The organism is Ciceribacter azotifigens (genome assembly GCF_048159625.1).
Classification (GTDB): domain Bacteria; phylum Pseudomonadota; class Alphaproteobacteria; order Rhizobiales; family Rhizobiaceae; genus Allorhizobium; species Allorhizobium azotifigens.
This window is the reverse complement of sequence record NZ_JBLQTA010000011.1, coordinates 60,647-84,522: the sequence shown is the minus strand read 5'-3', so window position 1 is coordinate 84,522 and position 23,876 is coordinate 60,647. Positions and strand designations below refer to the sequence as shown.

The 23,876-nt window shown below is 65.2% G+C and carries 22 protein-coding genes; 6 read left to right on the top strand and 16 right to left on the bottom strand.

The window, feature by feature from the left end; translation table 11 throughout:
• Positions 1-11: 11 nt before the first annotated feature.
• Together apbC and ACM6UT_RS15980 are read right to left on the bottom strand one after the other, a co-directional pair.
• A complete protein-coding gene (gene apbC, locus ACM6UT_RS15985) occupies positions 12-1,151 on the bottom strand; it encodes an iron-sulfur cluster carrier protein ApbC (protein ID WP_416798335.1) in 1,140 nt (379 codons plus the stop codon).
• Between the two features lie 423 nt (positions 1,152-1,574).
• Positions 1,575-2,318, bottom strand: a complete 744-nt coding sequence (locus ACM6UT_RS15980; protein WP_416798334.1) for a LuxR family transcriptional regulator — start codon at positions 2,316-2,318, stop codon at positions 1,575-1,577.
• A gap of 413 nt (positions 2,319-2,731) precedes the next feature.
• Between ACM6UT_RS15980 and ACM6UT_RS15975 the strand changes: the two genes are divergently transcribed.
• Entirely contained in the window at positions 2,732-3,619 is an 888-nt protein-coding gene (locus ACM6UT_RS15975; RefSeq protein WP_416798333.1) for an SMP-30/gluconolactonase/LRE family protein, read from the top strand.
• A gap of 178 nt (positions 3,620-3,797) precedes the next feature.
• Positions 3,798-4,382: a PRC-barrel domain-containing protein gene (locus ACM6UT_RS15970; RefSeq protein ID WP_416798332.1), complete on the top strand. Its 585-nt coding sequence runs from the start codon at positions 3,798-3,800 to the stop codon at positions 4,380-4,382.
• An 89-nt stretch (positions 4,383-4,471) separates the two neighbouring features.
• On the opposite strand, the gene ACM6UT_RS15965 is transcribed toward ACM6UT_RS15970, so the two are convergent.
• Positions 4,472-5,866: a putative bifunctional diguanylate cyclase/phosphodiesterase gene (locus ACM6UT_RS15965; RefSeq protein WP_416798331.1), complete on the bottom strand. Its 1,395-nt coding sequence runs from the start codon at positions 5,864-5,866 to the stop codon at positions 4,472-4,474.
• 124 nt (positions 5,867-5,990) lie between these two features.
• Complete coding sequence (locus tag ACM6UT_RS15960; RefSeq protein WP_416798330.1) at positions 5,991-7,682, bottom strand: response regulator; 1,692 nt, start codon at positions 7,680-7,682, stop codon at positions 5,991-5,993.
• A gap of 316 nt (positions 7,683-7,998) precedes the next feature.
• Here ACM6UT_RS15960 and mutL point away from each other — a divergent pair, with 316 nt between their 5' ends.
• Positions 7,999-9,798, top strand: coding sequence for a DNA mismatch repair endonuclease MutL (gene mutL, locus ACM6UT_RS15955; protein ID WP_416798329.1), 1,800 nt, complete (start codon positions 7,999-8,001; stop codon positions 9,796-9,798).
• A gap of 66 nt (positions 9,799-9,864) precedes the next feature.
• A complete protein-coding gene (locus ACM6UT_RS15950; protein WP_416798328.1) occupies positions 9,865-10,095 on the top strand; it encodes a DUF2093 domain-containing protein in 231 nt (76 codons plus the stop codon).
• A 21-nt stretch (positions 10,096-10,116) separates the two neighbouring features.
• Here ACM6UT_RS15950 and lpxK read toward each other — a convergent pair whose 3' ends face one another.
• The 6 genes from lpxK to ACM6UT_RS15920 all read right to left on the bottom strand — a co-directional run bounded on the left by lpxK (position 10,117) and on the right by ACM6UT_RS15920 (position 15,982).
• Positions 10,117-11,154: a tetraacyldisaccharide 4'-kinase gene (gene lpxK / locus ACM6UT_RS15945; protein ID WP_416798327.1), complete on the bottom strand. Its 1,038-nt coding sequence runs from the start codon at positions 11,152-11,154 to the stop codon at positions 10,117-10,119.
• A 118-nt stretch (positions 11,155-11,272) separates the two neighbouring features.
• Positions 11,273-11,980 (bottom strand): HAD family hydrolase, encoded by a 708-nt coding sequence (locus ACM6UT_RS15940; RefSeq protein WP_416798326.1) that lies wholly within the window; start codon positions 11,978-11,980, stop codon positions 11,273-11,275.
• Positions 11,981-11,997: 17 nt separating this feature from the next.
• Positions 11,998-13,317, bottom strand: a complete 1,320-nt coding sequence (gene waaA / locus ACM6UT_RS15935) for a lipid IV(A) 3-deoxy-D-manno-octulosonic acid transferase (RefSeq protein WP_416798403.1) — start codon at positions 13,315-13,317, stop codon at positions 11,998-12,000.
• A gap of 161 nt (positions 13,318-13,478) precedes the next feature.
• Positions 13,479-13,730: a DUF4170 domain-containing protein gene (locus ACM6UT_RS15930; RefSeq protein WP_416798325.1), complete on the bottom strand. Its 252-nt coding sequence runs from the start codon at positions 13,728-13,730 to the stop codon at positions 13,479-13,481.
• 62 nt (positions 13,731-13,792) lie between these two features.
• Positions 13,793-14,602 carry a 3'(2'),5'-bisphosphate nucleotidase CysQ gene (locus ACM6UT_RS15925; protein WP_416798324.1) on the bottom strand — a complete coding sequence of 270 codons (810 nt, stop codon included), beginning with the start codon at positions 14,600-14,602 and terminating at the stop codon, positions 13,793-13,795.
• A 33-nt stretch (positions 14,603-14,635) separates the two neighbouring features.
• Positions 14,636-15,982, bottom strand: a complete 1,347-nt coding sequence (locus ACM6UT_RS15920) for a TldD/PmbA family protein (RefSeq protein WP_416798323.1) — start codon at positions 15,980-15,982, stop codon at positions 14,636-14,638.
• Between the two features lie 110 nt (positions 15,983-16,092).
• Here ACM6UT_RS15920 and ACM6UT_RS15915 point away from each other — a divergent pair, with 110 nt between their 5' ends.
• The gene (locus ACM6UT_RS15915; RefSeq protein WP_416798322.1) at positions 16,093-17,910 is read left to right on the top strand and encodes a monovalent cation:proton antiporter-2 (CPA2) family protein; all 1,818 of its coding nucleotides are present in this window, start codon (positions 16,093-16,095) and stop codon (positions 17,908-17,910) included.
• Between the two features lie 6 nt (positions 17,911-17,916).
• Here the strand turns inward: ACM6UT_RS15915 and ACM6UT_RS15910 are convergent, their stop codons facing one another.
• Genes ACM6UT_RS15910 through ACM6UT_RS15900 form a run of 3 tightly spaced genes read right to left on the bottom strand, consistent with a single transcriptional unit; the run spans position 17,917 to position 21,192 of the window.
• A complete protein-coding gene (locus tag ACM6UT_RS15910; protein WP_416798402.1) occupies positions 17,917-18,774 on the bottom strand; it encodes a patatin-like phospholipase family protein in 858 nt (285 codons plus the stop codon).
• Between the two features lie 51 nt (positions 18,775-18,825).
• A complete protein-coding gene (gene rsmD, locus ACM6UT_RS15905) occupies positions 18,826-19,386 on the bottom strand; it encodes a 16S rRNA (guanine(966)-N(2))-methyltransferase RsmD (protein WP_416798321.1) in 561 nt (186 codons plus the stop codon).
• A 6-nt stretch (positions 19,387-19,392) separates the two neighbouring features.
• A complete protein-coding gene (locus tag ACM6UT_RS15900; protein ID WP_416798320.1) occupies positions 19,393-21,192 on the bottom strand; it encodes a pseudouridine synthase in 1,800 nt (599 codons plus the stop codon).
• Positions 21,193-21,260: 68 nt separating this feature from the next.
• On the opposite strand from ACM6UT_RS15900, the gene ACM6UT_RS15895 reads away from it, so the two are divergent.
• Entirely contained in the window at positions 21,261-21,719 is a 459-nt protein-coding gene (locus tag ACM6UT_RS15895) for a nucleoside deaminase (RefSeq protein WP_416798319.1), read from the top strand.
• A 10-nt stretch (positions 21,720-21,729) separates the two neighbouring features.
• Here ACM6UT_RS15895 and ACM6UT_RS15890 read toward each other — a convergent pair whose 3' ends face one another.
• From ACM6UT_RS15890 to ACM6UT_RS15880, 3 genes are all read right to left on the bottom strand, one after another.
• On the bottom strand, positions 21,730-22,527 hold the full coding sequence (locus ACM6UT_RS15890) for a GGDEF domain-containing protein (RefSeq protein ID WP_416798318.1): 798 nt from the start codon (positions 22,525-22,527) through the stop codon (positions 21,730-21,732).
• Between the two features lie 71 nt (positions 22,528-22,598).
• Positions 22,599-23,081, bottom strand: coding sequence for a GNAT family N-acetyltransferase (locus tag ACM6UT_RS15885; RefSeq protein WP_416798317.1), 483 nt, complete (start codon positions 23,079-23,081; stop codon positions 22,599-22,601).
• A 77-nt stretch (positions 23,082-23,158) separates the two neighbouring features.
• On the bottom strand, positions 23,159-23,788 hold the full coding sequence (locus ACM6UT_RS15880; RefSeq protein WP_416798316.1) for a hypothetical protein: 630 nt from the start codon (positions 23,786-23,788) through the stop codon (positions 23,159-23,161).
• Positions 23,789-23,876 lie beyond the last annotated feature (88 nt).

The following is a 23,876-nucleotide window of genomic DNA, read 5'->3' as shown; positions in this document are numbered from 1 at the left end:
TGTGCGGCTTCCTATTCGAAGACGATCGCCGGTGCCTGTCGCCCGGCGCGCGCGCCGACCTGCTGCCAGACCTTCTCGGCGATATCACGATAGACCTTCGCCTGCGGCCCGTCGGGGTGGGATACGACGACCGGCGTGCCGGCATCCGACGTCTCGCGGATCTCGATCGTGAGCGGCACTTCGCCGAGGAACGGCACGCCTATCTTTTCCGCCTCCGCCTTCGCGCCGCCATGACCGAAGATGTCGTAGCGGACGCCGGTATCGGGCGCGATGAAATAGCTCATGTTCTCCACGATCCCGAGCACCGGCACCTCGACCTTGTTGAACATGTTGAGACCCTTGCGGGCATCGATGAGCGCGAGGTCCTGCGGCGTCGAGACGATCACGGCGCCGGAAAGCGGCACCTGCTGGGCCATGGTCAGCTGGGCGTCGCCTGTGCCCGGCGGCATGTCGACGACGAGGACGTCGAGATCGCCCCAGGCGACTTCGCGCAGCATCTGCATCAACGCCGACTGGACCATCGGGCCGCGCCAGATCATCGCCGTTCCTTCGTCGACGAGAAAGCCCATCGACATCGCCTTCAGGCCGTAATTCTCCATCGGCACGATCATCCGGCCGTCGATCTGCTTCGGCTTGCCCGTGATGCCGAGCAGCCGCGGCATCGACGGACCGTAGACGTCGGCATCAAGGATGCCGACGGAAAGGCCATTTGCCTTGAGCGCGAGCGCGAGATTGACGGCAGTCGTAGACTTGCCGACGCCGCCCTTGCCGGAGGCGACCGCGACGATCGCCTTGATGCCGGGAATGCCGGCCTTGGCGGGACGCTGCGGCTGTGCCTGTCCGGCCGCATGATGGGTGTGGCCCGCGCCCTGCGGGGGCGCCGAAGGCGCCGAGCCGGCCTTGCGCTCGGCCGTGAGGCTGACCAGCGCACCCTTGACACCCGGCATCGCCTTCACGGCTCTCTCGGCGGCGAGGCGCAACGGCTCCAGTTCCTGGGCGCGGTCGGCCGGGACCGTGATCGAGAAGTAGACCTTTCCGTCGGAAATGAAGATGTCCGACACCATGCCGAGATCGACGATGTTGCGATCGAAACCCGGTCCGCGGACCGACTTCAGCGTTTCAAGAACCTGTTCGCGCGTGAACCCAGCCATGCCTGCCTCGCTTTAACTTTACTTCTCCGTAGATAGTCGAGCGATTGCCCGTCGCCAACCGCAAACTGCGCGAAACAGGTAAAACCGCGACGCAGGGACGCGGCTCGCGGGCACGTTCGGCGAGGGAATTCCATCCCCGTCGACATGGAAAAGCCGCCGGAACGATCGGCGCGCTCTTCTTCGGCGCTGCTTCCACGAACCGGCGGCTTTCGCCTTTCAAAGACGCCTCTTGCCGGACGCCTTTTTCAGTCCCCTCTGGACCTGTCGCTTCGATGCATATGGCGTGCCAGATCGAGAAAGAAGGCCGGAATCGCGGGCGTTCAGGCAAAGCGACCGAAGCGTGCGCCGGAGACTGGCGTACGGCGCCCAAAATTTCGGCCAGACGATTGTGCCCTGCACAATTTACCGGCACGGGTGAGACGGCTACTTGATCAGGCCGAGCCGGAGCGCCCTCGCGACAGCCTGCGTGCGGTTCACGGTGTCGAGCTTCTTCGTCGCCCGGTTCAGGTAATGGTTGATCGTGTGTTCCGAGAGATTGAGGATTTCGGCGATCTCGACGCTGGTTTTTCCGGCCGCCGTCCAGTTCAGGCAGTCGATCTCGCGGTCGGTCAGCGCACCGGTCGCGCGGCTGTCGAGATCCTTGATCTCGGTCAGCCGGTTGAAGACGTGGACGGCGAGATAGGCGAGCTCCATCATCTCCTGGAAGGAAAATGGCGCGCGGTCGCCCAGAAAGGAAACAGCACCCCGCACGCCATGCGCGTCATGCACCGGGAAATAGGCACCTCGGATCATCCGGAAGCGTTCGAAGAGCGATTTCGCGATGCCGGTCGTGCGGGCGTCACGTTCGCGCACGACGCTGTCGATGTCGAAGCTGAACGGAGCCGACGAATTGCGCAACCGCCGCATGATCGGGCTCGTCGCGAGAAGCGGAACCTGGTCATATTCGTTGATCAGATCGGCTGGCCAGTTGGTGATGATCGAGTTGTTGGCGATGTCGAGCGATGTCGCCCCAGGCATGTTCATGACCATGAAGGCCCGCGCACCGTAGCTCTCGGTGAGGCGCCGCATGAAACGGAAGAGATCGAACTGAGCCTTGAAGCCCGTCAGCTCACTGACAAAGCCGGCAACCCTTTCCGGTCCCGCAACGGATTCCAATGTCGTCATCATTCGTTTTCTTCGAGCATGAAAGAGGACCCGGCCGGAAGCCGATCCTCACCCCCACAACGCGGCAAAATCCGAGTTCAGAGCTCCCCCACGAAACTCCAGGTTCTGCACCCCAGTGCCGAACATATTGACGCTTATCAATAATTTGCCTTGGGAACCGCGTCTGTCCCCGCGGCCATCCTTACACACCTTCTAAAGCCATGCAGATTGAACGACTACGATATGGCGGACGGCAGGACAGTTCCCGCGGCAGGCACTGCGATGTCGATTGACTGTCCCCCGTGTGCACAATAAGCGCAGAAGACATCGCCCGTCCAGCGCGGCGATCAATTTTTGCAGCAAACCATTTTAGAAGCTAACAAACGCCGCATGCCGTCCAAGCGATCATGCAACAGCAACCAGGGAGGAACAGCAACGTGACCGACACCCATCCTTTCCAGGGCAAAGTCCTCTGCGACGAGTGCCACGAGCTGGGCGAAGGTCCCGTCTGGGACTTCCTGCACGGGCGTGGATGGTGGTTCGACATTCTCGGAAAGCGGCTCTGGGAATACGACCCGGAGACCGGCGAACGCCGCTCCCACGTGCTTCCCTTCATGGGCAGCGTGCTTGCGCTCATCGATGACAGGCGGCAACTGATCGCCTCCGACGAAGGGCTCTTTCTTCGCGACGTCGCCACGGGCACACTGACGCGCCACGCGGAACTGGAGCCGGAAAAATCCGGGAACCGCTCTAACGACGGTCGCGTGCATCCCTCCGGTGCACTCTGGATCGGCACGATGAGCAAGAAGGCCGAGCCGGAGGCCGGCGCGATCTATCACATCGCCGGCACGACGGTGACGCGAATCATCGACAGGATCGGCATACCGAACGCCATCTGCTTCTCGCCGGACGGCGCGATCGGCTACTACACCGACTCGAAGGTGAACCACCTGATGCGTATCCCTCTCGACCCGGCAACCGGCCTGCCGGTCGGGCCGGCGAGCGTGCTGGTCGACGGCACGTCGATGCGGGGCGTCTTTGACGGTTCGGTCTGCGACAGCGAAGGCACGATATGGAATGCCCGGTGGGACGGTGCCTGCGTCGATCGCTACGCCCCGGACGGCACGCATCTCGCGCGTTACGAAATGCCGACCCGCCGCGTCACCTGCCCCGCGTTCTTCGGGAAGGCGGCAGATCGCCTGCTCGTCACCTCCTGCCACGAGGGACTGGACGCAGCCGGCCGCGCCGAGGATCCGCTTTCGGGAACGACCTTCGATCTGGGCATCACGGTCGCCGGACGCCACGAACCGCTCTTCCGTCTCTGAGCGTACAGAAAGGGCGCCTGCACACTCTCGCGGGCGCCTTTTGTTCCCTGGCGAGCAAAAGAAATCCTGCCGCCTTTTTCGGGAACGATTGTTTCCCCTATGCATTTTTCACTCGAACCGGCGCGACACCGACCCCGGGGTCGCGTCACAGTCCAACAGTGAGAAAGGTAGGTTCGACATGAAGAAGTCCCTGAACATTGCGGCCGCGGCACTGCTGCTGGGTTCTTCGGCAATGGCACCTCTCGCCTTCGCGCAGGATGCGACCACGCCGGCCGCTCCCGCATCGCCGGGCATGCAGACTCCGGCTGATCCGGGTGCAACCACAGAGCCGTCGACCAAAACGATGCCGGCGCCGGACACCAGCGCCGCCAATACCGGTGTAACCGGTGAATACCTGACCCAGCAGACCGAAACGCAGGTCAGCGCCAACGAGTTCATCGGCCAGCCGATCTACAACGCCGAGAACGAGAGCATCGGTGACATCAACGACCTCATTATCGAAGAAAAGGGCGGCATCGTCGCTGCCGTGGTCGGTGTCGGCGGCTTCCTCGGGATCGGCGAGAAGGATGTCGCCGTGCCGATGGACAAGATCACCATCACCCACGAAGCTGACTCGAACGACGTCAAGCTGACGACGATGGAAACGGCGGAAGCCCTGAAGGCGGCGCCGGAATTCCAGTCCCTCGACGACCAGAAGTCGGCGAGCGACAGCACGATGACACCGACGGACAGCACCACCACCTCGTCGACGGACAACAACTGATCCCGGAACGAGTGACGTGACTGGTTCGAATGGCTGGTTCGAATGGGGGGCGGCGGCAACGCCGCCCTTCGTCGTGTCCGCGGGCGAGATCAGGCCTCGGGGGTGACGCTGGGCGCCGTTGCTCCGAGCCGCTCGCGGTCGAGCATCGCGAACTCATGATGGTGATCGTGGAGGTAGCGCAAGGTCGCGGCCTGATCCATCGGCTTGCCGAAGTAATAGCCCTGGCCCATGCCGCAGCCGAGATCGCGCAGCTTCTTCGCCTCGGCGACCGTCTCGATACCCTCCGCCACGACCGTCAGGTCCAGACCTTCGCACATGGTGACGATTGCCTTGATGATGTGCTCGGAGGTGCGGTCCGTCATGATCGCGGACACGAAGGCCCTGTCGATCTTCACCTTGTCGAACGTGAAATCCCGAAGCCGCCCGAGGCTCGACTGTCCGGTGCCGAAATCATCGAGCGATATGCGGATGCCGAGTTCCCGCAGCTCGTTGATGATGCGTGCAGCCGTATCGGCCGATGTCATCACGGCCGTCTCGGTGATCTCGAGTTCCAGCCGACGCGGATCGAAACCGACACTGTTGAGGATCGAAAGCGTATTGTAGGTCGTGCGCGGGTCCATCAGCTGTGCAGAAGACAGGTTGAAGGAGAGGAAGAGGTCGCGCGGCCAGGCGAGCGTCGCCTCCGCGGCCTTGCGCAGCAGCGTCTCGGAAAGCATGTCGATAAAGCCGCGCTCTTCGGCGAGCGGCACGAAGACCGCAGGCGAGACGAAACCGAGATCGGGGTCGATCCAGCGCGCGAGCGCTTCGAAGCCCTTCACCCGGCCGTCGGCAAGGTTGACGATCGGCTGGAAATGGACATCGACATTGTCGGAAATGATCGCGTTGCGGAGCGCCTGTTCGAGTTGGGTGGAGCGCCGCATCTCCTGGGCGATCTCGCTCGAATAGACGGTAATCTGGCCGCGGCCCCGCCGCTTGGAACGATAGAGCGCCGTTTCCGCGCTCTTCATCAGTTCCTCGAAATCGGCACCGGCGAAGGGATAGATGGCAAAACCGAGGGAGGCCGAAAGCCTGACATTGCGGTCGCCGAGATCGTAGGGCGCCGACAGCACGTCCTTTATCATCTGGCCCACCCGCTCCGCCGAGACCCGCTCGAAAATCAGCGGGAGCACGACCGCGAACTCGTCGCCGTCATGCCGGGTGACGGCCGCACCGTCGGGAATGCAGGCTTTCAGACGATGGGCCGCCTGGCAGAGGATCTCGTCGCCGGCCGCCGTTCCGAACAGATCGTTGATCGGCTTGAAGCCGTCCAGGTTGACGAGAGCGACGGTAAAGGGCGCGGGGTCGTCGGCACGTTCGGCCGCGAGCATCCGCACCTTGTCGCGCAGGCGATAGCGGTTACCGAGCCCGGTGAGCTGGTCGGTGTAGGCCATCGCCTGAAGCTCGTTCTGGCTTACCTGCGGCAATGTCGGATCGGCCGGCGGCATCGACGATATCCTGAGAACCTCTTGTTACGACCATCAGGATGTGGGCGAATTATTAAAAAAATAATAGCATTTTCGCGATCTTGGCCGCTTTACCCACCCCAAGTTTTGGGGGCCTCACGTCAAGTCAGGCCGGCGAAAACGCGATGTAGCCGGGAATGAAGCGCTGGAAGACCGCCTCGAGAGCTTCGGAGCTCAGGGGCTTGTGCAGGATATCGTCCATCCCCGCCGAGAGGCAGTCTTCGCGGTCGCGTTCGAAGGCATGGGCGAGGATGCCGATCACCGGCGTCGTGCGGCCGGACGATCGGCCGAGATCGCGGATGCGCCGGCAGGCGTCGTATCCCGAAATCCCCGGCAGGGTGACGTCCATCAGCACGATCTGCGGCTCGAGTTCCTGCCAGAGGCGGACTGCCTCCTCTCCGTCCGACGCGATCACAAAGCGAAAGCCGAGCCCCTCGAGTATCTGGGCAAACACGATCTGGTTGACTGCATTGTCCTCGGCGACCAGCACCAGCGGATCGCTTCCCATCGGCACGGCATCGCCGGTGGTGATCTCCCAGTCGTCCTCTTCGACGGACGGACTGCGACTCAGATGTTCGGCCACAAGAGCTGCGAGTTCACCGGAAATCTGGAAGCGGTCGATCGCCAGGGCGTCGATGCCGTACTGGCGCGCGAGTTCGAGGCACCGCACGTCCATATCGGCATCCACGACGACGAGATCGATCGCCACTCCCGCCGTTTTCGCGACATTGAGAAAGGCGTCCTCCTCACCCGCGTCCTGCACGGAACACGCATCGAGGCGGAGGTCCGCCAGCACTTTAAGCCCGGTTTCGGCGAAGCGGCTGTCGGCGGTCACCACCAGGACGCGGCGTCCCGAGAGGTCGAGGGGGCTGGCCGGGCCGTCGGCGGCATTCTCATTGCCTGCTGCCAGTTGTTCCGGTCCGAGCGTGACTGCCGACGTCCGTTCGGCGGCGAGCGTCATGTCCGCGGGATGATCGAGGCTGGTAACGACGAAATAGCGACCCGGCTTGCCGACGCGCCGGCTGCGCACGGCGAGCACGACCTGTCCGGACGGCTGCGGAACCGTCATCGATAAGAGGGACGGCGCGCCGGTTTCCAGGACATGGCGGGCGGTGTTCCCGAGGCTTGCCGCGAGGGCCGCATCGAAAAGGCTGTTCAGCGAATTGCCGAGCAGGACGTCCGTCCCCGCACCGAAGAGCGCACAGAATGCCTTGTTGACCGCAACGAGCGTCAGGTTGCGATCCTGGACGAAGACTGGATGAGGCAGGTTGTCGAGAATTTCCTCGGTGAGTTGCACACGCTCGAGATCCGCGTGCCACTGCTCCTCCCGCTTCTTCTGCTCGGATATGTCGGTGATGACACAGAGGCCGTGACCGGAGGAGAGACGACGCATCGACACCTTCGTCCAGCCGCGCTGTCTGTCGCGCGTCTGGTAGTCCAGCCGTTCTCGCCAGTGAGCGGCAATGCTCTCGGCGATCCATTCGTCGCGGCTGCCGATCGCCGTGCCGTCCGCCGGGGTGCAGCAAGGCATGCCGGCGTCATAGGCAGCGCCCAGGAATTCGCGAAGCCTCGTGCCGGGAGAGAAAAAATGCGAAGCGACAGGCACATAGCCTGCAAGCTGACGGCTGGCATAGATCAGTTCGTCATTGCGGTCGTAGACCATGATTGCGGCAGAAAGGGCCTCGGACGCCGCGTCGAGCGCGGCCGTATGCAACTGCGCGTCCCGCGCCGCGGTCTCGCCCGTCACATGCTTCCCCTTCGATCCGCTCTCTGCGGCCGCCGTTGGAAAATTCTTCACATTACCGCCTCAAGGAACAGAATGCCTGAGCACCGATCCAAAAACCTTCACTTTCATTCCGCATGAAGAATTGACGGGCGCCGGAGCGGCGCCTGAATGGATGCTTTCGACCCGGTTCCGGCTGTACCGGTTGCCGTTTCGACGTCAACAACCATCCGCCCTTTACGAACGTATTGGAGCACAACCAACGTTAGTTGTAGGTCCTTAACGGGGTCTTAATGACGAGTGGCAGCGTTTCCGTGACTGCGCACGGATTTCCACCGTTTCCGGCGTTTTCGGGCTTTCCTCACCTGTCCGAATCCGGGAAAAGAATAAAATGGCCATCAAGCAACTCTCCGAAACGCTCATCAACCAGATCGCCGCCGGCGAGGTTATCGAGCGCCCCGCCAGTGCGGCGAAAGAACTGATCGAGAATGCGATCGACGCCGGCGCAACGCGAATCGAGGTCGCGACCGCCGGCGGCGGCAAGAGCCTGCTGCGTGTCACCGACAACGGCGGCGGCATGGAGCCTGCCGATCTCGAGCTTGCGATTCGCAGACATTGCACCTCGAAGATTTCCGAATCACTCTTCGACATCCGCAGCCTCGGCTTTCGCGGCGAAGCCCTGCCCTCCATCGGTTCGGTCGCAAAGCTGTCGATCGCGAGCCGCGTGCCCGGCAGCGCGGAAGGGGCGGAGATCAGCGTCGCCGGCGGCAGGGTTTCGGCGATCCGTCCGGTCGCCGCCAATCCTGGAACCGTGGTCGAGGTTCGCGACCTCTTCTTCGCGACGCCGGCACGGCTGAAATTCCTGAAGACCGAAAAGGCCGAAGCGGGCGCCATCACCGAGGTCGTCAAGCGGATGGCGATCGCCTTTCCCCACGTCCGCTTCGTGCTGTCGGGCAGTGACCGTTCGACGCTCGAATTCCCGGCGACAGCTGGCGATCCCCTCGCCCGCATCGCGCAGGTGCTCGGCAGCGACTTCCGCGACAACGCCATCTCGCTCGATGCCGAACGGGAAGAGGTAAGGCTCACCGGTTTTGCCGGCGTCCCGACCTTCAACCGCGGCAACTCGGCCCATCAATATGCCTTCGTCAACGGCCGCCCGGTGCAGGACAAGCAGATCCTCTCGGCAATCCGCGGCGCTTATGCCGAGACCGTACCGCATGGTCGCTATCCGGTGGCGGTGCTCTCGATCGAGATCGATCCGGCGCTCGTCGACGTCAACGTCCACCCGGCGAAGTCCGACGTCCGCTTCCGCGACCCCGGCCTCGTGCGTGGCCTGATCGTCGGCGCGATTCGCGAGGCCTTGCAGCGTGAGGGCGACCGCGCCTCGACGACGGGCGCCGGCGGCATGCTTCGCGCCTTCCGCCCCGGTTTCCGTCCGCCGAGCCCCGCCGGCGGTTACGCCTGGAGCCCGGAAACCTCGCCCTACCGGCCAGCCGCAGCGCCGTTCGCCTTTGCCGAGCCGCAACAGGCCCGCTTCGACACCGTTGCCGTGCCGACGGCCCGCGCCGAAGCGCCGGTCGTCGCTCCGTCATCCGCCCCGCCGGTCGAGAGCCATCCGCTGGGTGCGGCCCGCGCCCAGGTCCACGCCAACTACATCGTCGCGCAGACCGAGGACGGGCTCGTCATCGTCGACCAGCACGCCGCCCACGAACGCCTCGTCTTCGAACAGATGCGCAAGGCGCTTTCCGGCCGGCGGCTGCCGTCGCAGGGATTGCTGATCCCCGAGATCGTCGACCTGCCGGAAGAAGACTGCGATCGCCTGATGGTCCATGCCGGGGCGCTGGAACAGCTCGGCCTTTCGGTCGAGCGCTTCGGTCCCGGCGCCGTCGCCGTGCGCGAGACGCCGGCGATGCTCGGCGAGATGGATGTCCAGGCGCTCATTCGCGAGCTTGCCGACGAAATCGCCGAATGGGACACGGCCGGCGGGCTCGCAGCGCGACTGGAACACGTCGCCGCGACCATGGCCTGCCACGGCTCGGTGCGGTCCGGCCGGGTGCTGCGCGTCGAGGAGATGAACGCGCTGTTGCGCCAGATGGAGGCGACGCCGGGTTCGGGCCAGTGCAACCACGGCCGACCGACCTATGTCGAACTCAAGCTCTCCGACATCGAAAGGCTATTCGGCCGCAGCTGATATTTCTGGAATTTCCGCGCGTCGCGGAGTATGGCAAGGCAATGACGTGCGAAGGAGCAGTGTGACATGAACCGTTTCGAAGGCAGCGGCAACCGGGAAGCCAAGCTCCGGTATCTGGACGCCGACTTCCAGATCCTGTCCCCCGGCTCCTACGTGGTGTGCGCCGTCACCGGCCAGCCGATCCTCATCGACGAGTTGCGCTACTGGAGCGTTGCCCGGCAGGAACCCTATGTGGATGCCGCCGCCTCGTTCGAGGCGGAAAAGCGGGCGGGCGCCCTTCCCGTCCAGACGCGCTGAGCCGCAAGCCCGGCCTTCTCTCTAGTACCGGCCTTCCTTCAGGCGCCGGGCACGATGCACCTCGATCGCCCGGTCGATGATCTTTCCGGGCGCATTCGGGTCGTCGAACATCATTTCCACCTCCACGACCTTGCACCTGCCTGCCAGTTCCTCGGCACGCCCCGGCCCGGAGCGCAGGCGCACGAAATCCTTCGCCGTGGTCACCAGCTCCAGATCGCTCGCCGCCGCCTTGTCGAGGAGGTCGGCGATCTCGTCCTCGCCCATATGATGATGATCGGGCAAGGCGCGCCGCTCGACGATCTCCGCGCCCAGTTCCTCGACGGTGCGGAAGAACTTCCCCGGATCGGCGATGCCGGCAAAGGCGAGCACGCGCTTGCGGGAGATGCCGGCGTCTCCGCGCGGCGAGAGCGACGCGATATAGATCGGCTTGCCGGCCCGTGCCGCCTGGCGCACCAGGCGATCGGCGGCGGTGCCGTTACCAACCTTCAGCAGGCCGTCGACATAGCGCATCTGCACGCGGATCGGTGCCCGCACAGGACCACCGGGCACGAGATGACCGTTACCGATGCCGCGAACGCTGTCGATGACGATCAGCGCAAAATCGACCGCAAGACGCGCGCTCTGGAAGCCGTCGTCCATGATGATGAGGTCCACCCCCTCGTCGACGAGACGGCGGGCGCCGGCGAAGCGCTTGCGGGAAATGACGGTGAGCGCGTGGCGCGCGAGCAGCAGCGGCTCGTCGCCGACGTCGGTCGAGCGATGGTGCTCAGGATCGACGACGGTCGTCACGTCGAGCGACCCGCCATAGCCGCGGCTCAGGATGCCGGGCTTCAGGCCCTGCGCCTGAGCGGCGCGTACCAGCGCGAGGACGGTCGGCGTCTTGCCAGCACCGCCGACGGTGAAGTTGCCGACGCAGATGACGGGAACGGGCGAGGACAGGCGCTTGCCCTTCGCCATCCGCCGGCCGGCAATCTGGCCGTAGAGAAACGAAAAGGGCGACAGGGCCCAGGCGCGCCAATCCGGCTTCGTCCACCAGAAGGGTGGGGCTTCCGATACCATCACATCCTCCCGTTGCGCCTTCCGCCCCGTCGGAAAGCATTTGTTTACGATGATGCAACAGACCGCAGGCGGATGGCTTTCGTCAACCCGTCTCGCCGGTTCGGCCTCCCACCGCCCTTCACGCGAGCAGGGCTTCGAGTTCGCTGATGTCGTTCAGGCAGACGTCGCAGGCATCGGCAAGTGTCGCCCGCGAGCCGGTTCCACTCAGCACCGCGACCTTGAGGCCGGCGCCTGCGTTGTGCCCCATGTGCATGTCGTGATTGTTGTCGCCGACCACCGCAACAGCGTCGGGTGCGAGACCCGTCGCAAGGCAGAAGCCGAGCACCATGCCCGCCTCGGGCTTCGAGCCGTGACCGCTGTCGTAGCCGGCGACGAAATCGACGTATTCGGCGATGCCGAAACGCTCGACGACGCGGCGGATCGACTTCTCGTTGTCGCTGGAGGCGATGCCGAGCTTCAGGCCGCGTCCATGCAGGCGCGAAAAGAGCGGCGCCAGTTCGGTGACCGGCACCGAGAGATCGGCGGCATCGGCGAAGAGTTCGTCGAGGATCGGGACCAGCACCTCGCTCGTCATCGGTGAGCCTGCGGCGACGAGACCGTCGGCGATCTCACGGGTGTTGCCGGCGGCAAACAGGCTGTCCGGCACGATATGGCCCGTCACCGGGTCCATGCCGCAGGCGAGCAACAGGCGATCGGCGAGCAACGGGTCGCCGTCGGCCGCCAGCAGTGCCAGCTTGCGGTTGACCGGCGCCCAGCTCGCGTCGAAATCGAGAAGCGTTCCGTCCTTGTCGAAGAGGATCCCCTCGATCCCCGCACCGCGGTCCATATCGTGTTCTCTTTTCTTCAGCGCTGCCGTGCAGCACGCGGCTCCAGCCGCGCCTTGACGGTGAGAGGATTGATGTAAGGCTCCAGCCCCTTGATCGTCGCGACGAGCGCGCCGCGCATCTCCTGCAGCGTCTCGGTGCCGGCATCGATCATCTTGTGGCGCGCAAGGTCGTTGACGGAGAGGAAGTGCACGGCCTTTGCCAGCATTTCGGCATCACGCACGATCCGGGCATTGCCGTTGCGCACGAGCCGCTGATAGCTGTCGCGGAAGTTCTCGACATTCGGCCCGGTCAGCACGGCGCAGCCCAGCATCGCCGGCTCCAGCGGGTTCTGGCCGCCCTGTCCGGTGATCGAGCGTCCGACGAAGGCGATCTCCGTCAGTCGCAGATAAAGCCCCATCTCTCCGATGGTATCGCCGAGGAAGACATCGGTCTCCGGCGTGATCGCGTCGTCGCGGGTGCGGCGGGCGACCTTCAGTCCCTTCTCGACCATCATCGCCTCGAGCTCGTCGCAGCGTTCGGGATGACGCGGCACGATAATGCTCAACAGCCCGACATGGGCTTTCAGCGCACGGTGCACCATGACGGCGATCTTTTCCTCGCCCTCGAAGGTGGAGATGGCCGCCCAGGTCTTGCGATGGCCGATCTGCTCCCGATAACGGGCAAGCACCGTCATGTCGCAGGGCGGCGCGTCGCCATCGACCTTGAGATTGCCGGAGACGGCGACCGGCCATGCGCCGAGATCACGGAAGCGCTCGGCATCGACGTCCGATTGCGCAATCACCAGCGAAAGCCTGGAAAACAGCGCCTCGGCGATCGAGTTGTGGCGGTTCCAGCGCTCGAAGGAGCGGTCCGACATGCGGGCGTTGACGAGAATCTGCGGGATGTGGCGCCGGTCGAGCTCGCCGAGCGTCGTCGGCCATATCTCGGACTCGACGGAGATGGCGATGTCCGGTCCCCAATAGTCGAGGAAACGGCGCACAGCCGGCCGGAGGTCGAGGGGCACATACTGGTGGATGATTTCCCCGTCGAGACGCAGCCGCACCAACTCGGCGGAGGTGACGGTTCCGGTGGTCAAAAGGACGTTGATGTCGCGGCGGCGCAGTTCGCGCATGAGGCCGACGACGGCGAGCGTCTCACCGACGCTCGCGGCGTGAATCCAGACGAGCGGCCCGTGCGGTCGATCGATCGAGGGATAGCCGAAACGCTCCAGCCGGCGCGCGCGATCTTCCTTGCCCTTGGCGGCCCGCAACGCCAGCAGCGGACCGGCGAGCGGGTAGGCAGCAATGCCCGCCCAGCTGTAGCCGGTAATCGCCATCGATGCGAAACCGTCGTTCATCGCCATCAATAAAGACCGCTTCTCTTAGCTTTCGGTGCCATGGCGCCCTTTCGATCAGGCTGGCCAAACTGAAACTGTCGATGCTGCAAAACTGCGTTCAAAAATTGACGTCCCGCCACCGCATCCGATCAAAAAGCCAGATGCGGCACGGTCGAAATCCATCAGTCCTGACCCACGACCTTTTCGCCCGGAGTCAAAAGGCGGTGCATGTGCACGATGAAATAGCGCATATGGGCGTTGTCGACGGTGGCCTGGGCCTTGCCCTTCCACGCCGCCAGCGCGCTTGCATAATCGGGGAAGATGCCGACGATGTCGAGATTGTTCAGGTCCTTGAAATGCAGGTCCTTGAGGCTGGTCAGCTCACCGCCGAAGACGAGGTGGAGGAGCTGCTTCTGATCGCTGGATTCGGTCATTCTACGTTTCTTTCCATTCGTGTTCGCCTCCCCTTTTCCTGTGATCGATTTTGACGGAAACGTCAACCGCGCGGGAAGGCGGCAAGCCTCTCGAGGAGACCCGGAAGCTCGCCTTCAACCGCTGCACACAGGATACCGTGGGTGACCTCCGGGCGATTGTAGACAAGTGCATTGCCATCGAGATCGGCAAGCCGCCCACCGGCCCTCTGAAGGATGAGATCGGCGGCTGCGATGTCCCAGTCGTGGGAGTTCGGCTTGACGAAAGTGGCGTCGATTCGCCCTTCGGCGACCATCGCGATCCGGTAGGCGAGAGACGGAACATGCTCGATCCGGTCGATGCGGCCCTTCAACGGAGCGTCGAACGTGTCGACGATGTCGAGCGGGGTCGCGACGCGCAGTTTCTTCGCCGGATTGAAGGCAGCGACCGCGATCGGCTGGCCGTTCTTCAACGCCGGCCCGCCGTCGACCGCCGAATACTCTTCCCCGAACGCCGGCGCGACGAGGACGCCGGCCACCGGCTTGCCGCGGTGGACGACAGCGACGCTGACGCACCAGGTCGGCTTGTTGGCGATGAATGCGCGGGTGCCGTCGATCGGATCGACGACGAACAGCGTGTCCGACTTCAGCCGGTCGAGATCGTCGTCGGTTTCTTCCGAGAGCCAGCCGTAGGACGGACGGGCCGTGCGCAGCCGCTCTTCGAGACACTCGTTTGCGGCATGATCGGCGACGCTGACCGGCGATCGGCCCTCGTTCTTCCACCACACCTGTGGCGACTGGCCGAAAAAGGTGAACGCGACCGCCCCCGCTTCGCGCGCCGCAGCAGCGATCAGATCGAGATCCGCCTGCCAGTCGGAAATGATAGCGGCGGTCATAGTGGCACCATCCTCTGCTTTTTGCGGCTCACATCAGCGGCCGGCGATCGTCATGCCCTCGATGGCGATGGTCGGGGCGGCGACGGCAAACTTGCGGTCGATATCGTTCGCCGCGGTCAGCCGCATGAACATGTCTTTCAGGTTCGAGGCGATCGTCACGCCGGAAACCGGGTAGGCAAGCTCGCCGTTCTCGATCCAGAAACCGGTGGCGCCGCGGCTGTATTCACCCGTCACCATGTTGACGCCTTGGCCGATCAGTTCGGTGACGTAGAAGCCGGTGCCGACGGAGCGGATCAGGTCCTCAGGCGTAACGCTGCCCGGCTCGAGCGCGAGATTGGTCGACGTCGGGGACACCGCCGTCCCGCCGCGCGAGCCACGGCCGTTGGTATGGAGGCCGAGTTCACGGGCGGCCGAGGAAGACAGGAACCAGTGCTTCAGCACGCCGTCTTCGATCATCACCAGCTTCTCGCCCTTCACGCCCTCGCCGTCGAAGGGCCGCGAGCCGGAACCGCGCACCTTCAGCGGGTCGTCCGTGATATTCAACCCGGACTTCAGCACCTGAGCTCCCATGCGGTCGCGCAGGAAGGAGGTCTTGCGGGCGACCGCCGCGCCATTGATCGCGCCGGCGATATGGCCGACGAAGCCGCGCGCCACACGCGGGTCGAAGACGACCGTGACGTCCTGGCCGGTCTCGACCTGGCGGGGATCGAGGCGGCGGACCGCCCGCTCGCCGGCTCGCCGCCCGATTTCGGCGGCAGGATCGAGATCGGCATGGAAGAGCCGGCTGTCGAAATCGTGGTCACGCTCCATTCGCGTACCCTCGCCGGCGATGACGCCGACGGAGCAGCCGAAGCGCGAGGACTGGAAGCTGCCGGAAAAGCCGTGCGAAGTAACGAGCACGAGCCCGCCCATGCCGGCCGAGGCGCCCGCCCCGACCGAGTTGGAGACACCCGCGACCGCAAGCGCCGCCTCCTCCGCCGCCAGCGCCGCATCCCGCAACGCGTCGCTCGACACCTCGGTCGGATCGAAAAGGTCGAGATCGGGGTAGGATCGCGCGAGGTCCGCCGCATCGGCGAGGCCGGCGAAGGGGTCCTCCGGCGACACCTTCGCCATCGCGACCGCCCGCTCTGCAAGCGCCTTCAGGTCGAAGCCGGGATTGGCCGAAACGCTGGCGACCTGCCTGCCGATGAAGACCCGCAGCGAGAAGTCGTCGCTTTCGGAGGACTCCGTCGTCTCCACCTTGCCGAGGCGAACGCCGACCGACTTCGAGCGCGACCGGACGACGACCGCATCCGCACTGTCGGCTCCCGCCTTCAGGGCGAGATCGACAAGCTGGCCGGCGCGGGAAAGGAGACTGGCGGAATCGATTTCAGAGGTCATGACTTGGCCTTTCATTACGGCTCCATGTATTGTGCATTCCAGCAGGCATCAAGGGCCGAGGCACCGATTCCCCGAGAGCCGTCACGACAGACAAAAAGGAGAACAACGGCTTGACGACGGCACCGGACGCGCTCTTCACGGAAACCCTGCTTCTCCTCGGGGGCGCCGTCGTGGCGGCGCCGATTTCCCGCAAGCTCGGCCTCGGAACCGTGCTCGGCTATCTTGCCGCCGGTGTGGTCATCGGCCCGATTCTTCATCTGCTGACGGAGGGCGGCGAAATTCTCGCCGTCGCCGAGCTCGGCGTGGTGTTCCTGCTCTTCATCATCGGCCTCGAACTCAATCCCTCGCGGCTCTGGCGCATGCGTGCCGACATCTTCGGGCTCGGAACGGCGCAGGTGCTGCTGACCGGCCTGGCGCTGACGGGCGCCGCCGTCTTTTCCGGTCTCGTCGATTGGCGCGGTGGTCTCGTAGCGGGATTCGGGCTCGCGCTCTCCTCGACGGCCTTCGCGCTACAGCTCCTGAACGACGCCGGCGACATGAATACCCGCTACGGCCAGCGCTCCTTCTCGATCCTGCTGCTGCAGGACCTGGCGATCGTGCCGCTGCTCGCCATGGTCTCGATCCTTTCGAGCGGTCATGAGACGGCGAACGGCTCGGTGCTCGTCGATTCGATCGTCGCCGTGCTTGCCGTCGTCGCGATGGTGATGGCGGGCCGCTACCTTCTCACGCCGCTCTTCCAGGTCATCGCCCGTACCGGCGCAAGGGAGGTGATGATCGCAGCGGCGCTGCTGGTCGTGCTCGGATCGGCGGTGCTGATGCAGCTCGCCGGTCTCTCCATGGCCATGGGCGCCTTCCTTTCCGGCGTGATGCTGGCGGAATCCTCCTACCGTCACGAACTCGAAGCCGATATCGAGCCCTTCCGCGGCGTCCTGCTCGCGCTGTTCTTCATGGCTGTCGGGCTGTCGCTCGATCTGAACGTCATCCTCGACAACTTCGTTCTCGTGCTGGTCGCCGTACCGGCGGTCGTCGCGATCAAGGCTGCGATCCTCTACACGCTCTGCCGGTCGTCCGGCTCCCCGCATGACGACGCCGTGCGGATCGCCTTCCTGCTGCCGCAGGGCGGCGAGTTCGGCTTCGTGCTGTTTACCACGGCGACCGCACAGCAGCTGCTTTCGAACGGCACCGCATCTCTGCTGATTTCGATCGTCACGCTGACCATGGCGCTGACGCCGATCGGTGCGGCGCTCTCGCGCCGTCTGCTCACGGGCGACAGCCGCGAGGAGCTCGACGAGGACTTCGAGGGTGCCGGCTCCGACGTCCTGATCGTCGGTTTCTCGCGTTTCGCCCAGATCGCCGCGCAGATCCTGCTCGCAAGCGGTCGCGACGTGACGATCATCGACGATTCCGCCGACCGCATCCGCCAGGCGGCCTCCTTCGGGTTCCGCATCTATTACGGCGACGGCAACCGGCTCGACGTGCTGCGCGCAGCGGGCCTGAAGCGGGCGAAGATCGTCGCCGTCTGCACGCAGAAGAAGGAGACGACCGACAGGATCGTCGACCTCATTCTCGCCGAATGCCCGGATGTGCGGCTCTTCGTGCGTTCCTACGACCGCATCCACAGCCTGTCGCTCCGGGCGCGCAACGTCGAGTACGAGCTGCGCGAGACATTGGAGTCGGGCCTGCTCTTCGGCCGCAAGACGCTGGAAGCTCTCGGCATGAGCGAGGAGGACGCGCTGGCGATCGGCGAGGATATCCGCCGTCGCGACGAGGAGCGGCTGCGCATCCAGCTGACGGACGGCCTGCATGCCGGTCGGCACATGCTGCACAACCGTCCGGTCCGGCCGGAACCGCTGGTGAAGCCGAAGCGCGCGACGCCCGACGACATCGAGGCCGCCGTTCGCGCGCATACGGGCACGGAGAACTCCTGAACGCCGTCAGCTGCGGACGACGTCCTCCATCCGCGCCTCGATCCGGCGCTTGAGGTCGTCTTTCAGGGCTTCCGCCGTGTCGAGGATATGCCGCGCCTTCAGGAAATCGAGAACACGGTAGGAATTGACGTCCGGCCGCAGCAGGATATCGGGCGGCGAGAGCTTCTGCTTCAGCGCCAGATTGGCCTGCATCATCAGCTGGCTCGCACCGAACAGGCTGTCGATGCGGTTCGGCGGCTCGCCGTCGTCGCCGACCGGCCCGCCGATCACATCGACGCCGATGACGATGTCGGCCGTACCGGCAAGATGATCATAGGGAACGGGATTGTAGATGCCGCCGTCGATCATGAAACGGCCGCCGAGGCGCACCGGCATGAAGAGCGCGGGGATTGCCGCCGAGGCCGCCAGCGCATTGACGAGATCGCCGCTCTCGCAGACCACCTCGGTCTGGCCGAAATAATCCGTCGCGACCACCTTCAGCGGGATCTTGAGGCCGGAAAAATGCTCCGGCAGGCGCTCCGGCAGAAAGGCCCCCAGGATGCGTTCGAGATTGAACTGGCCGAGCCGGAACCCGCCGAGCGCGTCGCGCATGGTCGCGGGCCCGAGGCTCCAGAGGCGGTTTGCCAGCGCCGACCGCTTGCCGACCGTCTCCAGCGTATAGTCGCGGATGTCGCGGCCGGTCATTCCGGCGGCCATGCCCGCGCCGATGATCGCGCCGATCGAGGAACCGGCGATCGCCGACGGACGAATGCCCATCTCGTCGAGCGCCTCAATGACCGGAATATGGGCGAGCCCGCGGGCGCCGCCCGCTCCGAACGCGAGCGCAAGCCTCGGTCCACTGGACGAGACCGGAGCCGGGATCATCGCTGGCGTCGTTTCGCTTTCCACCGGCAGCCCCTTGTTGGCCCGTGACGGTCAGGCCGGATGGTATTCGTAGAAGTACATCTTCGTGTCGCCGAACGTCCGCTCCTCGATCAGGCGGAAGGCCGGGTGCATATGGATCACCGCCTCGGCCTTCTCCTCCAGGATCGCGAGCGCTCCCGGCACCAGCCAGCCACCCTCATGGGCGGCGGCGAAGGCCTTCTCGCCGAGCCCCTTGTTGTAGGGCGGGTCTGCGAACAACAGATGAAAGGGCTCGATATTGGCGGCGGGCCCGAGCAGGGTCGCGTCGCGCCGCAGGATCTTCGCCCGCCCGTGCAGGCCGAGCGAATCGATGTTTTCCCAGAGAAGGCTGCGGCCCTCGACGCTGTTCTCGACGAAGAGCGCGGCACGGCAGCCGCGCGACAGTGCCTCGAGCCCGACCGCGCCGGTGCCGGCGAAAAGGTCGAGCACGCGCGTGCCGTCGAGACAGCCGGGATGCGCATGCGTCAGGATGTTGAACAGGCTCTCACGCGTCCGGTCGATGGTCGGCCGGATCGCATTCGATTTCGGCGTCGCCAGATTGCGACCGCGAAACTCGCCGCCGACGATCCGCACCGCGCGCTACCTCCTGCCCTTCGAAGGACCCCGGCTACCGCCGGAAGGCTTGCCGCCGAAAGGCTTTCCGCCACCCGGACGGCCGCCCCGCGGCTTGTCGCCTCCACCGGCAGGCTTGCCGCCACCAGCCTTTCCGCCGAAACTTTTGCCGCCGAAGCTCTTGCCGCCCTTGCGCTCCGGCTTGCCGGAGAACGGCCTGTCGCCGGAAGGCTTTTCGCCGCTGCGCGGACGATCGCCGTAGGGTCTGTCGCCACGAGGCCGGTCGCTGCGGTCACGTGCCTCCTGCGGACGCTCGCGGCGGGGCCGATCCTCGAAAGACCGGCCTTCGAAAGAACGCCCTTCCCGCGGACGATCGCCGCGATCCGGTCGGCCACCGGCGCCGCGCCTGCCGCCAAAGCCCTCGTCCTCGTCCTTGCGGCGGGGCGGCGCCTCGGCGCGGATCCATTCGCCTTCCTCGTCACGTGCCTTGCTGATCGTCACGCGCGAACGGGCGTCCGACTGATCGAACGCCGGCTTCCCGCCCCGCGGGGCTTCCTCGAAACGCGGACGTCCGCCGGGCTTGCCGGTCCCGGAAGCCGCCTTGCGGGCAGCAGCCTTCTCGCCGAGCGGACGCGCACCTGGCGCCATCCACACATTGGCGGTGCGGCTCTGTCCCATCGGCTTGCGCTTCGGGCGGTCGGCAAAGTCGCCGTCCTCCCGCCTGTCGCCGCGCGTCCCCTTGGGCGCCGGGCCGGAGCGGCGGGTGTCGAGCCTGTCGAGCGCACGTTCGCGGCGGTCTTCGGGCTTTTCCCGCTTGCCGCGCTGCGGCTTTTCGGAGGGCTTCTCGGCAGTCTCGCCCTCGTCCTCGTCACGGTCGCGAGAATAGATTGGGGCGTCGAAATTGGCCTTCGCGTCCTCGATGAGGCGCGGTCCGAGCTGGTCGCGCAGCATCCGGCCGCGGACCTCCTGGACCTGGCCCTCCGGCAGGTCGCCGAGCTGGAAGGGACCGTAGGAGATGCGGATCAGGCGGTTCACCTCGAGGCCGAGCGCGCCAAGCACGTTCTTGATCTCGCGGTTCTTGCCTTCACGCAGGCCCATGGTGAGCCAGACATTGTGGCCCTGCTTGCGGTCAAGGGTAGCGTCGATCGCGCCGTAAAGCACGCCTTCGACGGCGATGCCTTCCTTCAGCTTGTCGAGGCGGTCCTGGTCGATGTCGCCATGGGCGCGGACGCGGTAGCGGCGCAGCCAGCCGGTGGTCGGCAGCTCGAGCACGCGGGCGAGACCGCCGTCATTGGTCAGGAGCAGCAGGCCTTCGGTATTGATGTCGAGGCGGCCGATGGACATGACGCGCGGCAGGTCGTCCGGCAGGTTCTCGAACACCGTCGGGCGGCCTTCCGGATCGGAATTGGTGGTCACCAGCCCCGCCGGCTTGTGGTAGAGCCAGAGACGCGTGCGCTCGATGCCGCGGATCGGCATGCCGTCGACCTCGATCTGGTCGGCGAAGGTCGCGTTGACGACCGGCGTGTCGAGCACCTTGCCGTTGAGGCTGACGCGGCCTTCCATGATCATGCGCTCGACGTCGCGGCGCGAGGCAACACCCGCGCGGGCGAGAAGCTTGGAGATGCGCTCGGGAACGACCGCTTCGGCAGCGGCGGCGGCCACGATGGGCGCCGGCTTGCCGGCCTTGGCCGGCGCTTTCGGCCCCGCCTTGTCGGCGGATTTCGGCGCGCCCTTCTCGGTGGAGCGGGCGAATTTGCGGGGCGACGGCTTTGCGCCGCGTTCGGACGATTTGGCGCCGAGACGCTTAGGCTTGTCTTTGGATGTCATTTGTTGTTTGCCTGTGGTTTGGCCGTGTCCTATCAGGTCGCGGGGCCTTGGTTAAGAGGAAATGTCACATGCGGCCGGCGAATCGTTTCATGGAGCTTGCGCTGGCGGAAGCCGAAGCGGCCGGGAAACGCGGCGAAGTGCCCATCGGTGCCGTGGTCGTGCTCGACGGCGAGGTGGTCGCGAGCGCCGGGAACCGCACCCGCGAACTGCATGACGTGACGGCGCACGCCGAGATCGCCGCGATCAGGCTCGCCGCAGAACGTGTCGGCGACGAGCGGCTCTCCGGCGCCGATCTCTATGTCACGCTGGAACCCTGCACGATGTGCGCGGCGGCGATTTCCTTCGCCCGCATCCGCCGGCTCTACTACGGCGCCGAGGACCCGAAGGGCGGCGCCGTCGACAACGGCGTGCGCTTCTATGCGCAGCCGACTTGCCATCATACGCCGGAGGTCTATTCCGGCATCGGCGAGCGCCGTGCGGCCGATATTCTCAAGACCTTTTTCCGCGAGCGGCGCGAGGAGCTCTGAGCGGCACCTCTCAGACGACGACCGTTCCCGCCTCCTCGCCATCGATGACGATGCGATTGCGGCCGGCCTTCTTCGCCCGATAGAGGTCCTCGTCGGCCTGCCGGAAGAGTGCCGTCGGATCGAACACGCCTTTTGCACAACGTCCGCCGATGCTGACGGACAGCGGCACGCGGACGCCTTCAACGACGAGTTCGCTGCCGGCAACCGCGAGGCGGAGAGCCTCGGCGACCGCGAGCGTCTTTGCGCGGTGCGCTCCTTCCAGGAACAATCCGAATTCCTCGCCGCCGATCCGGCCCCAGATGTCGCGGGGACCGAGCGTGGCGGCGATCGTGTGGCCGATCACCCGCAAGGCCTCGTCACCGACGAGATGGCCGAACGTGTCGTTGATATTCTTGAAGTGATCGGCATCGGCGATCAGCAGCGCGGACGGCCGGGAACCGGATGCCGCGGCGTCGAGGGCGGCGAAGAAGGTTTCGCGGTTCAATCCGCCGGTCAGGGCGTCGATCCGCGACCGCTGCTTGAGGTCGGCATGCAGCGCAGAGAGTTCCGCATGCATGTCCTCCAGTTCGACATGCATGCGCGCGATCTCGTCACGCTGGCGCTCGATCGTTTCCTTCTGATGAAATTGCCAGGCGCTGGCCGGCGCGGCGATGACGAGCGGGCACAGGACGCTCATCCAGAAGCCGGGTCCATCGGGATGGCCGCCGAGCATTGGCACGAGCACCAGCACGATCGAAACCGAGGCCGCGACGGACAGTGCCGTCACGACCGCCGCCTTGGTCGCCGTTTTCCTGCTGATCTTGAACATGGCCGGACACTATGATCCGTCCGGTTAACGGGATGTGACGTCGGGGAGGCAAAATCCCGGACAAACGCGCCTCAACCGGCTGCGAAGTCCCTGAGCCTGTCACCGGAAAGGCGGTAGCGGATCCATTCCGACTGCGGTTCGGCGCCGACGGCTTCGTAGACGCGGATCGCCGGGGTATTCCAGTCGAGCACGCTCCATTCGAAGCGTCCGCAGCCCTCTTCGACCGCAATTTTCGCAAGATGGCGCAGCAGCAGCTTGCCGGCGCCGGAACCGCGATGGTCGGGCGATACGTAGAGATCCTCGAGATAGAGGCCCTTGCGCGCCTGCCAGGTGGAATAGCTGTAGAACCAGATGGCAAAGCCGGCCGGGACGCCGTCCGCCTCAAGGATCGCAGCCCCCGTGACGGCACCCGGCCCGAAGAGCGTCCGGGTCAGGCTTTCCTCCGTCGCCTCGACCTCGTGCTCGGCCTTCTCATAGATGGCAAGCTCGGTGATGAAGCGCAGGATCGCGCCGACATCGTCCGGCGTCGCATTGCGGATGGTGAAGCTGGTCATGGATATCCCGGGGCCAAACAGACGAGCAGGCCGTTTCCGGCCTGCGACATGCGACGAAACTGTGAGGGAGCGCCCTCTTATTGGAAGGGCATCCACCAGGAGGAGGTCTGGCGGGCGGCCTTGGCCTCCTTCTTGCGACGCTTTTCCTTCTTGAGTTCCGGCTCGCCGAGATCGTCGAGGTTCGCCGCAGAGGCGACCTGGCGGTACTGCGTCGGCGGATCGGAGAGGAAACGGCGCTGGTCGAGATAGGCGCCCTTCTGCAGCTGGCGCGCCTCGCGGAAGGCGGCCCACTTCTGGCTTTCGGTCATCGTGCCGGCCGTGCCGTAGCCGGCGAGTAGCGGCGAGCGGTAACGCGGATTGTCCTTGTTGGCATCGGCCTCGGCGACGAGACGCTCACGCGCATCTTCCGGCGATTCCAGCCATTCGGGATTGTCCTTGCTGGCAAGCGACTGCTGCGGCGCGGCAAGCGTGTTCCTGGCGGTCTCCGGCGGCATGACCAACGCGGGACGCGGGTTGTACTTGGTGCCGGCGTTCTTGTTCGGGTTCGACCCGATCGACACCGCCGACCCGACGTCGTCGACAAGCTGTTCCATCGCCGTCTTGTCGGTGCCGTATGTCGGGCTGCCGACGCAACCCGTCAGGCTCAGGCAAACCGCAATGATGCCCGTCGCCCCGGCACCCACTCTGAACACATCAGCCGCTTTCATAAACGCCCTTCCAGTCTCGCCGGCACAGTCTATCCGGCCGAGAATACCCAATCAACCTTCGCCTGAACGATGATTTCGGCCAATTTCA

Coding starts and splice junctions, on each gene's coding strand:
- apbC (WP_416798335.1), bottom strand. CDS start 1,151: ATGGCTGGGTTCACGCGCGAACAGGTTCTTGAAACGCTGAAGTCGGTC.
- ACM6UT_RS15965 (WP_416798331.1), bottom strand. CDS start 5,866: ATGCCGCCGGCCGATCCGACATTGCCGCAGGTAAGCCAGAACGAGCTT.
- ACM6UT_RS15900 (WP_416798320.1), bottom strand. CDS start 21,192: ATGACATCCAAAGACAAGCCTAAGCGTCTCGGCGCCAAATCGTCCGAA.
- ACM6UT_RS15885 (WP_416798317.1), bottom strand. CDS start 23,081: ATGACCAGCTTCACCATCCGCAATGCGACGCCGGACGATGTCGGCGCG.
- ACM6UT_RS15925 (WP_416798324.1), bottom strand. CDS start 14,602: ATGACCGCCGCTATCATTTCCGACTGGCAGGCGGATCTCGATCTGATC.
- ACM6UT_RS15970 (WP_416798332.1), top strand. CDS start 3,798: ATGAAGAAGTCCCTGAACATTGCGGCCGCGGCACTGCTGCTGGGTTCT.
- mutL (WP_416798329.1), top strand. CDS start 7,999: ATGGCCATCAAGCAACTCTCCGAAACGCTCATCAACCAGATCGCCGCC.
- ACM6UT_RS15930 (WP_416798325.1), bottom strand. CDS start 13,730: ATGACCGAATCCAGCGATCAGAAGCAGCTCCTCCACCTCGTCTTCGGC.
- ACM6UT_RS15880 (WP_416798316.1), bottom strand. CDS start 23,788: ATGAAAGCGGCTGATGTGTTCAGAGTGGGTGCCGGGGCGACGGGCATC.
- ACM6UT_RS15895 (WP_416798319.1), top strand. CDS start 21,261: ATGCGGCCGGCGAATCGTTTCATGGAGCTTGCGCTGGCGGAAGCCGAA.
- lpxK (WP_416798327.1), bottom strand. CDS start 11,154: ATGGTATCGGAAGCCCCACCCTTCTGGTGGACGAAGCCGGATTGGCGC.
- ACM6UT_RS15910 (WP_416798402.1), bottom strand. CDS start 18,774: ATGATCCCGGCTCCGGTCTCGTCCAGTGGACCGAGGCTTGCGCTCGCG.
- ACM6UT_RS15920 (WP_416798323.1), bottom strand. CDS start 15,982: ATGACCTCTGAAATCGATTCCGCCAGTCTCCTTTCCCGCGCCGGCCAG.
- ACM6UT_RS15890 (WP_416798318.1), bottom strand. CDS start 22,527: ATGTTCAAGATCAGCAGGAAAACGGCGACCAAGGCGGCGGTCGTGACG.
- ACM6UT_RS15940 (WP_416798326.1), bottom strand. CDS start 11,980: ATGGACCGCGGTGCGGGGATCGAGGGGATCCTCTTCGACAAGGACGGA.
- ACM6UT_RS15950 (WP_416798328.1), top strand. CDS start 9,865: ATGAACCGTTTCGAAGGCAGCGGCAACCGGGAAGCCAAGCTCCGGTAT.
- waaA (WP_416798403.1), bottom strand. CDS start 13,317: ATGAACGACGGTTTCGCATCGATGGCGATTACCGGCTACAGCTGGGCG.
- ACM6UT_RS15980 (WP_416798334.1), bottom strand. CDS start 2,318: ATGATGACGACATTGGAATCCGTTGCGGGACCGGAAAGGGTTGCCGGC.